Raw genomic sequence first — 12,420 nt, 5'->3', positions numbered from 1 at the left:
GTCAAGATCGTATCGGCGCAAGCTTGCACAGATGCCGATAAATCATGATCCGGGTGGTTACTGTCGATTCATGAGTGACGTGCTGCTCCGCGGCGGCCTGATCTGGGGCCGCGCCGAACCCGCCGACCTCCTCATCCGTGACGGCCGCATCGCCCGGGTCCTGCCCTCCGACCAGCCGCCCCCGCCCGGCGAGGTCATCGACCTCACCGGCCAGCTCCTGCTCCCCGGCCTGGTCGAGGCGCACTGCCACCTCGACAAGACGTTGTACGGCGGGCCGTGGGTCCCCCACTCCGCCGACGACACCCTCCCCGGCCGCATCGCCAACGACCTCGCCCGCCGCGGCCCGCTCGGCGTCCCCAGCGTCGAACGCATCTCCGCCCTGCTCCGGACCATGCGCGGGTACGGCACGGCGCACGTGCGCACGCACACCGACATCGACCCCGAGGTCGGCCTGCGCGGCGTCGAGGCCGTCGCCGAGGCCGCCGAGGCCACCGGCATGTCCGTGCAGCAGGTGGCCTTTCCCCAGCACGGCGTGCTGGTCAACCCCGGCACCGCCGAGCTCCTGGAGGAGGCGCTCAAGAACGGCGTGGCCGCGATCGGCGGCCTCGACCCGGCGGGCGTCGACCGCGACCCCGTCCGCCACCTCGACCTCGTCTTCGGCCTCGCCGACCGCTACGGCGCCCTCCTCGACCTGCACCTGCACGACGGCGGCAGCCTGGGCGCGTGGGAGTTGGAGCTGATCGCCGAACGCACCCGCGCGCTCGGGCTCGGCGGCCGGGTCGCGGTCAGCCACGCCTACGCCCTGGGGCAGATCGAGCCCGACCACCAGGACCGCCTCGCCCGGCTCCTCGCGGAGGCGGACGTCGCCCTGGTCACCGCCGCGGTCTACAGCTTCCCCGTGCCGCCGCTCAAGCGCGTGCTCGCCGCCGGCGTCACCGTCGCCTGCGGCCACGACGGCATCCGCGACCTGTGGGGACCGTACGGCAGCGGCGACATGCTGGACCGGGCGATGCACCTGGCCTACCGCAGCGCCTTCCGCCGCGACGAGGACATCGAGCTCGCCCTGCGCGCCGCGACCTACGGCGGCGCCCGCGTGCTGGGACTGAGCGGCTACGGGCTCGCCGAAGGCGACCGCGCCGACCTCGTCGCGGTCCCCGCCTCCTGCGCCGCCGAAGCCGTCGTCACCCGGCCGCCGCGCACCCTGGTCATGCACGCCGGGCGCACGGTTATCCACAGCCCGGTCGTGAAGAGTGGCTCGGTCCTGCACAATTGACCGGGCAAGGCCTTCGGACAGGCACCTGCGGAAAGGCGGAGTGGTGCTCTCAATCCAGCAGCGAATCGCGGACGAGCTGGGCGTGCGCGAAGGGCAGGTGACCGCGGCCGTCGACCTGCTCGACGGCGGCTCCACCGTGCCGTTCATCGCCCGCTACCGCAAGGAGGTGACCGGCGGCCTCGACGACACGCAACTGCGTACGCTGGAGGAGCGCCTGCGCTATCTGCGGGAGATGGAGGAGCGCCGGGCCGCGATCCTGGAGTCGATCGAGTCGCAGGGCAAGCTCAGCGACGAGCTGCGGGAGCAGATCCTGGGGGCCGAGACCAAGGCTCGGCTGGAGGACATCTACCTGCCGTACAAGCCCAAGCGGCGCACCAAGGCGCAGATCGCGCGGGAGCTGGGACTGGAGCCGCTGGCCGACGCGCTGCTGGGCGATCCGTCCCTCGACCCCTTCGGTACGGCTTCGCCGTACGTGAAGGAGGGAGTGGAGAACGAGGGCGCGGCGCTGGAGGGCGCGCGGGCCATCCTCATCGAGCGCTTCGCCGAGGACGCCGACCTCATCGGCACCCTGCGCGAGCGCATGTGGACGCACGGGCAGGTCTCCGCCAAGGTTCGCGAGGGCAAGGAGGAGGCGGGCGCCAAGTTCAGCGACTACTTCGACTTCGCCGAGCCCTTCACCAAGCTGCCCTCGCACCGCATCCTGGCGCTCTTCCGCGGCGAGAAGGAGGAGATCCTCTCCGTCACGCTGGAGCCCGACGAGGCCGAAGAGTACGAGATGCGCATCGCCTCGCGCTTCGGCATCTCCGACCAGGGCCGCCCGGCCGACCGCTGGCTCGCCGACACCGTGCGCTGGGCCTGGCGCACCCGCATCCTGGTGCACCTCGGCATCGACCTGCGCACCCGGCTGTGGCAGGCCGCGGAGGACGAGGCCGTCCGCGTCTTCGCCACCAACCTGAAGGACCTCCTGCTCGCCGCGCCCGCCGGCGCCCGCGCCACCATGGGCCTCGACCCGGGCCTGCGCACCGGCGTCAAGGTCGCCGTCGTCGACAAGACCGGCAAGGTCGTCGAGACCGCCACCATCTACCCGCACGAGCCCAAGCGGCAGTGGGACCAGTCCCTGGCCGTCCTCGGCGCGCTCGCCCAGCGCCACGGCGTCGAGCTCATCGCCATCGGCAACGGCACCGCCTCGCGCGAGACCGACAAGCTCGCCGGCGAGCTGGTCAAGCACATGCCCGGCATCACCAAGATCGTCGTCAGCGAGGCCGGCGCCTCGGTCTACTCCGCCTCGGAGTACGCCTCCAAGGAACTGCCCGAGCTCGACGTCTCCCTGCGCGGCGCGGTCTCCATCGCCCGCCGCCTGCAGGACCCGCTCGCCGAGCTCGTCAAGATCGACCCCAAGTCCATCGGCGTGGGCCAGTACCAGCACGACGTCTCCGAGACCAAGCTCTCCCGCTCCCTCGACGCCGTCGTCGAGGACGCCGTCAACGCCGTCGGCGTCGACGTCAACACCGCCTCGGCGCCGCTGCTCACCCGCGTGTCCGGCATCGGCTCCACCCTGGCCCTCAGCATCGTCGCCCACCGTGACGCCAACGGGCCCTTCAGCAGCCGTACCGCCCTCAAGGAGGTGCCGCGCCTCGGCCCCAAGGCTTTCGAGCAGTGCGCCGGCTTCCTCCGCATCCCCGGCGGCGACGACCCGCTCGACTCCTCCGCCGTCCACCCCGAGGCCTACCCCGTCGTCCGGCGCATCCTGACCACCGTCGGCAGCGACCTCAAGTCCCTCATCGGCAACACCGCCGCCCTGCGCAGCATCAAGCCCGCCGACTTCGTCGACGACACCTTCGGCCTGCCGACCGTCACCGACATCCTCGGCGAGCTTGAGAAGCCCGGCCGTGACCCGCGTCCCGCCTTCAAGACCGCCTCCTTCAAGGACGGCGTCGAGAAGATCTCCGACCTGGCTTCGGGGATGATCCTCGAAGGCGTCGTCACCAACGTCGCCGCCTTCGGCGCCTTCGTGGACGTCGGCGTCCACCAGGACGGGCTCGTCCACGTCTCGGCCATGTCCCGCACCTTCGTCAAGGACCCGCGTGACGTGGTCAAGTCGGGGGACATCGTCCGGGTCAAGGTCCTTGACGTCGACATCCCGCGCAAGCGCATCTCCCTGACCCTCCGCCTCGACGACGACACCACCGACGCCGCCTCTTCCCCCTCCTCCCGCGGCACCGCCGGCGCCAGTGCCGGTGCCGGTGCCGGCCCCCGAGGCTCCGGCGTCCCCCGCGGTTCTGCCCGCTCCGACGGCCCCCGCGGCACGGGCAACCCCCGCGGTGGCGCTCCAGGCGGCTCCCGGGGCGCGGGTGGTGCAGGCGGTGCCGGTGGTGGTGCAGGCGGTGCGGGTGGTGCAGGCGCTGCCGGCGGCTCCCGGGGCGCCGGGACTTCAGCCGGCTCCCGTGGCACCGCCGACCCAGCGCGCGCCGACTCCCCGTCTCGCCGGGACTCCAACGGCGACCGCCGCGGCAATCCGTCCGACCGCCGCGACACCTCTGACCGCCGTGGCGGCGACCGCAACCGTGGCGGCCGCCCCGCCCCGTCGGGCGCCATGGCCGAAGCCCTCCGCAAGGCCGGCCTCACCAACCCCGACTCCTAGCCCCCTCCCCCGCGGCGAAGGCCACCGACCTGGCCCTTCGCCGCGGCTGCCAACTGCTTGGCCCTTCGCCGCGGGGGCGCTGCGCGCAAAGGCTCGGTCAGTCTTCCCAGGGGGCCTCCCGGCCCCCTTCGACCCCCGTTGACCACGCGATCTCAGCCCGAGATCTCCTGGGCGAGGCAGAGCGGGAGTTGCGATCGAAGCGAGAGTTGCGTCGAAGCGGGAGGCTCGTGAGCGGGCTCGGGTCGAAGACGGCGAGGCCGGAAGGAACCGGGCGTGCGGAACCCGGACCGAAGGGGGGCTGGCCTGGAAAGGGAACAGGGCCCAAGAACAGGGCCCAATAAGTGCAGGGCCTAAGGAAGTTCCGGCCCTGAAGAGCGCCGGGCTGACGGAATGTCGAACCTGGAAGGGATGCAGGGTAGGCGCCCCTAGGCCTGGTCGATGTGGATGCCGGAGGCGAGCATCTGGGCGGTTGCGTCCACGCCGTGGCGGCCCTCGAACTCGGTGAAGGCGCGGGACTGCTCGGCGTGCACGCGCTCGACGAGTGGCGCCCACTCCCGGTGCGTGATGATCAGGAACTGCCCGTCACGCACGGCGTCGAGGACCTGCTTGCCGACCTGGTCGGGGTCGGCGCCGGTGGCCAGGAGGGCGCTGTTGCGCTCGACGATCGAGACGTCGAGGTCCGCGCCCAGCAGCTTCGCCTCGGCCTCGGGGGCGGTGACGCCCAGGCGGGTGGCGACCGTACCGGGGCAGAGGACGGAGACGCCGATGCCGGTGCCCTCCAGCTCGTCCCGCAGCACCATGGAGAAGCCGACGCTGGCGAACTTGGAGGCCACGTAGGCGCCCTGGGTGACCATGGGCACCAGTCCCGCCATCGAGGCGGTGTTGAGGATGTGCGCCCGCCCGCCGCGCGCCTTGAAGCGGGGCAGGAAGGTGGCGACGCCGATGAACTGCGCCTCGATGTTGATCTTCTGGACCCAGCGCCAGACGTCGAGCGTGGTGTCCTCGATCCGGCCGCCGCCGCTGACGCCGGCATTGCCGAACAGCAGCGAGACCGGCCCGAGGGCCGCCTCGGCCCGGTCGGCCGCGGCCTCCCACTGGGCGGCGTCGCTGACGTCCAGCTCGATCGCGGCCACCGAACCGCCGGCCTCGGTCAGTTCGCGCGCGATCTCCGCCAGCCGCTTCCCGTCGATGTCGGCGAGCGCAACGCTCGCCCCCGCGGCTACCAGCGCTCTCGCGATGCCGAGCCCGATGCCCGACGCCGCGCCGGTGACGAAGGCGACCTCTCCTGCAGGCCAGACCATGACAAGCTCCTCTTCGTAGGTGTGGTTCCACGGTCGCAGGCGGGCCTCGCTTTGTTACCGGCCGAACGGCGGGGAAAAGGCCCCGACCTGCCACGATTGGCGGGGGTGACCCTGGCGGCCGGTTCGGATGATGGGAGGGAGGCCGCGCGCCGGTGCGGCCAGGTGGAGGAACCCATGTCGCAAGCCATTCCCCGACCGCCGTTCGACCCCGAACTGGACGCCACGCTCGCGCTCATCGCCGACCAGCTACCGCCGGTCGTGACCGCCGAGATGATCCCGCTGCTGCGCCGGCACCCGTCGAACGACGTCACCGACGAGGATCTGAGCGCCGCCGGGCTGACCAGGCGCGACGTCGCCATCCCCGGTTACGAGGGTGCCGAGATCACCGTCTCGGTGATCGCCCGGGACGACCACACGGGGCTCGGTCCGGGGATCTACTACACGCACGGCGGCGGCATGGTCGCCGGGAGCCGCTTCTCCGGGCTGCACGACACCCTGCGGTGGATCGTCGACCACGACGCCGTCATGGTGACCGTGGAGTACCGGCTGGCTCCGGAGCACCCCGACCCATACCCGGTCGAGGACTGCTACGCCGGTCTCGTGTGGACCGCCGAGCACGCGGCCGAGCTCGGAATCGACGCCGGGCGATTGATCATCGCGGGCGCGAGCGCGGGCGGCGGGCTCGCGGCGGGCACCGCCCTGCTGGCCCGCGACCGGGGCGGCCCCGCGCTGGCCGGGCAGGTCCTCATCTACCCCATGCTCGACGACCGCGACCAGACCGTCTCCACCCTGCAGATGGACGGCGTCGGCCTGTGGGACCGGGCGAGCAACGTGATGGGCTGGACCGCCCTGCTCGGTGAGCGGCGCGGCACCGAGAACGTCTCGATCTACGCGGCCCCGGCTCGTGCGACCGACCTGGGCGGACTGCCACCCACCTACATCGAGTGCGGCTCGGCCGAGGTCTTCCGCGACGAGAACGTGGAGTACGCCATGGGTCTGTGGAAGGCGGGTGGCCAAGCGGAGCTGCACGTGTGGCCGGGCGGGTTCCACGGTTACGATCTCGCCGCCCCCCACTCGGCCCTCGCCCAGGCGACGGTCTCCACGCGGAACGCCTGGGTGGCCAAGATCCTCGGTAAGTGATCGCCGCAGTGCCGGTGACCGGCCTGCCCTCGGGAAGCGCCCGAGAGCAGGCCGGTGGCCGTGGGCGGGAGGGTGACCGCGGCCGGAGGGGTGGCTGCGCGCGGAAGGGTGGCCGTGGACGGCCAGGCCGGTGGCCGTGGACGGGCGGGCCGGTGGCCGTGGACGGGCGGTGGCTGTGGGGTCGCCGGTGGCCGTGGGCGGGAGGGTGGGCCGGTGGGCGTGGTTCTTGGACGGGCCCCGGAGGCGCGCTCGACCTGCGGGTATGTTGGGGTGACAGGCCGAGGGAGCAGACATGCAGGATCTCGTCGGACGCCTCACCGCCCTTGACCCCGATGCGAGTGAGACGCTCAAGGTCATCGCCTACTTCGACACGCTGAACGCGGGCGGAGCGGGCCTCGACGGGCTGCTCCGCGGGGCCGCGGTGCTGTCGGGCGTCGTCGCCGGCGCCGAACGGCGGGGCCGCACCACCCGCTACAGCCCGCGCGGCCTGCACGTCACCGACACCGAGATCCACCGCTCGCTCCAACGCACCACCCGCAGCGGCTCGGTCTGGCTCGAACGCGTCGGCCCGCCCCACGCCAACGACGAGATGATCCTGGAACGGCTCGGCCTCGCCGTCGATCTCGCCGAAGCGCGCCGCAACCCGGAAGGCGCCCTCGAAACCGCCCTCGACGCCGGAACACCCGTCTCCGAACGCGCCAAAGCGCTCGCCAGGCTCCGGGTCCGCCCGAACGCGCGCATCCGGCTCATCGCGACGGCCACGGACGCGCCCGTCATGAGCGCGCCGTCCACCGTGATGCCGACCCGCTTCGGCATCCTGCGCGCCACCCTCGACCTGACCGGTGACCTCGCGCCCACCGAACCCGCCGGGATCGGACCGCGGCTCAACGCCGAGCGGACGCCCGAGTCGTGGGAGGGCGCCGTCATCGCCTACCGGCTCACCGACCCGAAGTCCCCCGTCGTGGACGCCACCGACATCGGGGCACTGCTGATCCTCGCCCAGGCGTACGACCCGCGGGAGCCGCACGACGACGTCCGGGCCCTGGCCGCCCTCGATCCGCGGTCGGCCGACATCGCCCGGGTCCTGGTCGAGTCGGACAGCGTGCGGTCGGCGGCGGCCAGGCTGGGGATGCACCACTCGACGATGCAGGCCAAGCACGAGTCGCTGACCCGGGCCCTCGGGTACGACCCGCGCACGATCACCGGGCATGCCCGCTACATCGCCGCCGCGCTCCTGCTCCGGCTTTCCGACCCGTTCTGAGGGGCACCCCTGAGCGGCGTGCCCAGCCGTACCAGAAGTGGGTTGTTACCTTTGTACGGCTTCGCCCGTCATAGGGGTGGTCGCCGGCCCTCATGGCCGTCGGACCGCACCGAGACGGGAGATCAGAATGCTGACAGGAATCATGTACGTGACGGTCCACGTCACCGATCAGGAGCGGGCGCTCAAGTTCTACACCGAGGGGCTCGGGCTGGAGAAGCGCCTCGACTTCCCGGGGCCGGAGGGGCGGTTCCTCACCGTGGGGGTGGGCGACAGCCCGGTGCAGATCCTGCTGTGGCCCCGCGCGCAGGGTGAGGAGGCGCAGGCCTCGGCGATCGCGGCGTTGTTCCTCGAGTCCGAGGATCTGCGGGCGGACTTCGAGGTGTTCCGCCAGAGGGGCGTCGAGTTCGAGCAGGCCGAGCCGGAGGACTACCCGTTCGGGGTGCGGATCGAGGCGGTCGATCCGGACGGGAACCGGATCGCGCTTCGCCAGCCGCTTCGCCGGTAGCAGTGCAGGGATGTGGGCGAGCCCTGGCCGGGCCACCAGGAAGCGGAGTTGAGGAGGGTGCGAGGTGACTGACGCCCGTCGGGTGGAACTGCTGGCCGAGGCGTTCGAGGCGCAGCGGGGACGGCTGGGCGCGGTCGCCCATCGCATGCTGGGCTCGCACGTGGACGCCGAGGACGTGGTCCAGGAGGCCTGGATGCGGCTGGTACGGCAGGACGCCGCGGGCATCGGCAACCTGGCGGGCTGGCTGACCACGGTGGTGGGGCGGATCAGCCTGGACGTCTTGCGATCCCGGCAGGCGCGACACGAGGCGTCCTACGGCGACGGCCTGGCCGAGGTCGTGGTCACCGTGGACGAGGGCGGCGCGCCCGAGGAGGCCGCGGCGGTGACCGACTCCGTGGGGGTCGCGCTGCTGGTGGTGCTGGACGTGCTCGGGCCCGCCGAGCGGGTGACGTTCGTGCTGCACGACCTGTTCGGCGTGCCGTTCGCGGAGATAGGGCAGATCCTGGGCAAGTCCGCGGACGCCACGAAGATGATCGCCAGCCGGGCCCGGCGGAAGGTGCGCGAGGCCGAGCGGCCGGTGGTCGCGGGGCGGGAGCAGTGGCGGGTCGTCAAGGCCTTCCGGGCGGCGACGACCGGCGGGGACTTCGAGGCGTTGCTGCGGGTGCTCGATCCGGACGTACGGCTGACCGTGGACACTCCGGGCGGCAGGGTGGTCACCCTCGGGGCCACCGCCGTGGCGACCGGGGCGAAGTCGGTGTCCGGAGCCGTGGTCGGCTACCAGGCCGTGCTGGTCGGCGGGCGACCGGGATACGTCTCGTGGCGGGAGGACGGCACGGTGCTCTCAGTGATCTCGTTCACGGTGAGCGGGGAGCAGATCACCGGGATCGCGATCGTGGTGGACCCGGACAAGCTGGCCGCGATGGGGTTGCCGGGTCCGGCAGGCGGCAGGGCCTAGAGGCGGTCGTTGGCTCGGAGGGTTTGGAGGGCGGCGACGGTGGCGTGGCCGCGCCAGTCCAGGGCTCCGGACGGGGAGATGCGGGCGTAGTCCACGATCCAGCCGCCGTCCTCCTGCTGGAGGGCGGCCAGGCGGTCGAGGTCGGCGGAGATGAGGGCGGGGGTGAAGAGGTCGCGGGCGGGGCGGCCGGGGTGGGGGGCGAAGTCGAGGGGGCGGAGGGCCTCGTCGGCGGTGCCACCGGCCACCGGGACGATGCCGTCGGGCGGGAGGTGCTTGGCCAGGCCCTCCAGGAGGTCGAGGGCCTCGGGGTGGACCGAGTGGGCGGCGTCGAGGAAGCGGATGGCGAAGGCCAGGACGTAGGCGGGCGGCTGCTCGTCCAGGGCGGCGATGGCGTCGAGGCAGTAGCGGGTGGCGCGGGCGAGCCAGGGGTGGGCGGCGACCCGGGGGTCGTGCGCGGCGACGCGCCAGGCGGCGGCCGCGGTGACCGAGGTGATCTGCAGGGCCGAGGCGGTGGGGTCGGCGTTCTGCCACCAGGGGGCGCTGGCGTCGGGGTAGGTCAGGGGCAGGGCGAACGGCAGGCCGCCGTCGGGCAGCGTGATCGACCCGAGCCAGTCGCACAGCTCGACGGCTCTCGGTGTGGTGGCGGGGGCGACGTCTTCCAGGACCTCGAAGGCGTGCAGGGCGGCGCCGGGCTGGCTCTCCGGGGAGCGGAGGTCGGCTTCCAGGCCCCAGCCGTAGCCGCCGTCGGGGTTGCGGTAGCCGTCCAGGGCGGCCAGGACGGGTGCGGGGTCGGCGGGGTGGTCCTGGACGAACAGCAGGTCGAAGCGGCGGCGGTCCAGGACGCGGGCGTGGCCGGCCAGGAAGGTGGCGGCTCGGGCGAGGTCGACGGTCATGAACCCATCCTTACCGCTCGGCTGGGGCCAGGCCGCGGAAGGTCGCCGGGAGACCTGAAGGCGCCCCGGCCCGAAGGTGGGCCGGGGCACCGTTGTCAGATGAGGGTCAGCGGAGGCGGTGGTCGTCCGAACCCTCGACGGCGGGCCGGCTCTCAGGGGTGGCGGCGGTCAGGGCCGCCGTCGAGGACCGGTCCGGGATGGCCCGCAGGTTGAAGGCGAACCGGGCCGTCGAGTCGGCGATGGCGTCGGAGTTGACGTCGAGCGCCGTCTTGTCGATGTTCGTGATCGTGTCGCACACCGAGTGGTAGCACGGGTCGTACGGCGCGCCTGCCGTACCACCGAAGAGCGCCGCCTCGGCCGGCGTCTTGATGCCCTCGGCGCCGGTGAAGATGCCGCCGGAGGGGATGCCGACCCAGTTGAAGGCGTCGTAGTCGGAGCGGGCGTCGAAGTCGGTGCCCACGTGGCCCACGCCGCGCTTGTCGAAGAAGCTCTCGAGCTGCTTCTCGATCTGGGCGGCGCCGGGCGGCCCGGCCGGGGAGCCGACGCCGTCGGAGTCGTCGCCGTCGTAGATCTTGATGGCGTAGTTGGGCGAGGCCACCATGTCGAAGTTCAGGTAGACACGGATGCGGTCCTGCTCGGCCTGGGACAGGCCGCGGACGTACTGCTCGGAGCCGAGCAGGCCGATCTCCTCGGCGCCCCAGAAGCCGAAGCGCACCTTGTAGCGCACCGGGATGTGGCGGAGCTGGAGGGCGGTCTCGAGGATGGCGGCGGTGCCGGAGCCGTTGTCGTTGATGCCCGGGCCCTCGGGCACGCTGTCGAGGTGCGCGCCGACCATGACGACGTTGCGCGGGTCGCCGAAGCGGGTCTCGGCGATGACGTTGGTGCTGGTGCCGAAGGTCGTCGTGGTGTCGGTCTTGATCCGCACGGTGGCGCCGGGTGCGGAGGCGAGTTCCTGGCCCACGGCGAAGTCGGCGAAGACCATGGGCCCGCCGCGCCACTCGCCGAGCGGGAGCTCGTAGGCGTCGGTGCGGCCCGGCTGGCCCTCGTTGAAGATGATGACGCCGGCGGCGCCGGCCCAGTCGGCGTTGCGCAGCTTCTGGGTGAAGGGGCAGGTGCCGCGCTGGATGAGCGCGATGCGCCCGCGGACGAAGCCGGTGAAGTCGGAGCGCTCGCAGCCACTCGTGGAGGAGGGCGTGGGCGTGGGCGGCAGGGCGAGGTCGACGCCCTGGACCTGGGCGGTCACGTCGCCGCTGGGCGAGGCGTTGACGGTGAAGAAGTCGGTGCCCGGCACGTAGGCCTTGGCGTTGGGGGCGGTCTGCTGGAAGACCGTGGGGGTGTTCTCGACCCAGTTCTCGACGTACTTGATCGGCTGGACGGTCACCTTGTAGCCGGCGCGGCGCAGGGTCTGGGCGACGTAGTCGCTGGAGGCGGCGTAGCCGGGGGTGCCGACGGCGCGGTTGCCGCCGTTGGCGTCGGCGATGGCCTGGAACTTCTCGAGGTGCTTGTGGACGTTCTCCCCGGTCACCTTCTTGACGAGGATCTTCGCGAAGATGTCGTCGAGGGTGCCCGCCTCGGCGGGGGTGCCCAGGGCGGCGGACAGGGTCACGGCTGCCACGGCCGCGACAGCGGTTCTCAGACGTAAGAGGCGCATGCTCATCTCCCGGATCGGACAAGATCTGTGATGGACGGTAAAGGCAGATTCGTCCTTGGGCTAGAGGTCATGGCCACATACGGACAGGCGCTATGCTGCAGTCTGAATGTGAGCGCCTGACAAAGCGTGGCAAAAGGGAGAGCGCGACGATGTACAAGGAATTCGCTGCCGAGGCCGTGGTCTGGGTCGTCCCGATCGTCGTCCTGATCGGGCTCGCCTTGATGATCACCGCTCCCTGACCCGACCGGCGCGACCCAGCCGTCTGGCCCTTCGGCCAGACGGCTTTTGTCGTCAACCGGGCAGGAAGCGCCGGCTCACACGTAGTAGCGGTAGTTGGTGACCGCGTAGACGTACGGTGACCAGCGGCTCAGGTCGCCGTCGAGCCAGCGGTCCCAGTAGTTGTCCAGCTTGGCGGTCCGGATGGTGCAGGCCGCCCAGCGCACCCGCTTGGCGTTGATCCCCCCGATGTAGTCGGTGCAACTGCCCATCTTCTTCCCGTTGACCTTCACCGAGAGGGTGAGGCGGGCGTTGAAGAGGTTGCTCCGGGAGATGTTGGTGACGCGGACCTTGGCCCGGCAGGTGTCCTTGCAGCGCCCGATGTAGAGCTTGAGCCGGATGTGCCGGCTCTGCGAACCGTCCGATAACTCCACCGAGACGGCCGGTGCGGCCGCGGCCGCCGGCTGGGCGGCGATCAGCGTCGTGGGGGGGCGAGCCGCGGCCCCCCCCGCGGCCCGACGGCCGCTGGAAATAATATTGGGCCCCCGCCAAGTCAAAAAACAAATAAAAGACAAAAAAAAAAA

General features: G+C 71.9%; 10 protein-coding genes. 6 read left to right on the top strand and 4 right to left on the bottom strand.

Annotated elements, in window-relative coordinates; genetic code table 11:
• The first annotated feature begins 70 nt into the window (after positions 1-70).
• Both AB0I67_RS34035 and AB0I67_RS34030 read left to right on the top strand, forming a co-directional pair.
• Positions 71-1,273, top strand: coding sequence for an amidohydrolase (locus tag AB0I67_RS34035; RefSeq protein ID WP_357932188.1), 1,203 nt, complete (start codon positions 71-73; stop codon positions 1,271-1,273).
• A gap of 40 nt (positions 1,274-1,313) precedes the next feature.
• Complete coding sequence (locus tag AB0I67_RS34030) at positions 1,314-3,914, top strand: Tex family protein (protein ID WP_357932185.1); 2,601 nt, start codon at positions 1,314-1,316, stop codon at positions 3,912-3,914.
• Between the two features lie 425 nt (positions 3,915-4,339).
• Here AB0I67_RS34030 and AB0I67_RS34025 read toward each other — a convergent pair whose 3' ends face one another.
• Positions 4,340-5,215 carry an SDR family oxidoreductase gene (locus tag AB0I67_RS34025; protein ID WP_357932182.1) on the bottom strand — a complete coding sequence of 292 codons (876 nt, stop codon included), beginning with the start codon at positions 5,213-5,215 and terminating at the stop codon, positions 4,340-4,342.
• 174 nt (positions 5,216-5,389) lie between these two features.
• On the opposite strand from AB0I67_RS34025, the gene AB0I67_RS34020 reads away from it, so the two are divergent.
• The 4 genes from AB0I67_RS34020 to AB0I67_RS34005 all read left to right on the top strand — a co-directional run bounded on the left by AB0I67_RS34020 (position 5,390) and on the right by AB0I67_RS34005 (position 9,076).
• A complete protein-coding gene (locus AB0I67_RS34020) occupies positions 5,390-6,355 on the top strand; it encodes an alpha/beta hydrolase (RefSeq protein ID WP_357932179.1) in 966 nt (321 codons plus the stop codon).
• A 292-nt stretch (positions 6,356-6,647) separates the two neighbouring features.
• On the top strand, positions 6,648-7,616 hold the full coding sequence (locus AB0I67_RS34015; RefSeq protein WP_357932176.1) for a hypothetical protein: 969 nt from the start codon (positions 6,648-6,650) through the stop codon (positions 7,614-7,616).
• A 127-nt stretch (positions 7,617-7,743) separates the two neighbouring features.
• Positions 7,744-8,121 carry a VOC family protein gene (locus AB0I67_RS34010; protein ID WP_357932173.1) on the top strand — a complete coding sequence of 126 codons (378 nt, stop codon included), beginning with the start codon at positions 7,744-7,746 and terminating at the stop codon, positions 8,119-8,121.
• Positions 8,122-8,185: 64 nt separating this feature from the next.
• The gene (locus AB0I67_RS34005; protein WP_357932170.1) at positions 8,186-9,076 is read left to right on the top strand and encodes a sigma-70 family RNA polymerase sigma factor; all 891 of its coding nucleotides are present in this window, start codon (positions 8,186-8,188) and stop codon (positions 9,074-9,076) included.
• Here AB0I67_RS34005 and AB0I67_RS34000 read toward each other — a convergent pair.
• The 3 genes from AB0I67_RS34000 to AB0I67_RS33990 form a co-directional block, all read right to left on the bottom strand.
• Positions 9,073-9,969 (bottom strand): hypothetical protein, encoded by an 897-nt coding sequence (locus AB0I67_RS34000; RefSeq protein WP_357932167.1) that lies wholly within the window; start codon positions 9,967-9,969, stop codon positions 9,073-9,075. The genes AB0I67_RS34005 and AB0I67_RS34000 overlap by 4 nt on opposite strands.
• 106 nt (positions 9,970-10,075) lie before the next feature.
• Positions 10,076-11,584 carry a M28 family metallopeptidase gene (locus AB0I67_RS33995; RefSeq protein WP_357932164.1) on the bottom strand — a complete coding sequence of 503 codons (1,509 nt, stop codon included), beginning with the start codon at positions 11,582-11,584 and terminating at the stop codon, positions 10,076-10,078.
• Positions 11,585-11,934: 350 nt separating this feature from the next.
• Positions 11,935-12,270, bottom strand: a complete 336-nt coding sequence (locus tag AB0I67_RS33990; protein WP_357932162.1) for a hypothetical protein — start codon at positions 12,268-12,270, stop codon at positions 11,935-11,937.
• Positions 12,271-12,420 lie beyond the last annotated feature (150 nt).

Origin of the sequence: Nonomuraea sp. NPDC050310, from assembly GCF_040655795.1 — a bacterium.
GTDB lineage: Bacteria > Actinomycetota > Actinomycetes > Streptosporangiales > Streptosporangiaceae > Nonomuraea.
The sequence above is the reverse complement of the archived record's forward strand: the minus strand, read 5'-3'. Positions and strand labels throughout refer to the sequence as shown.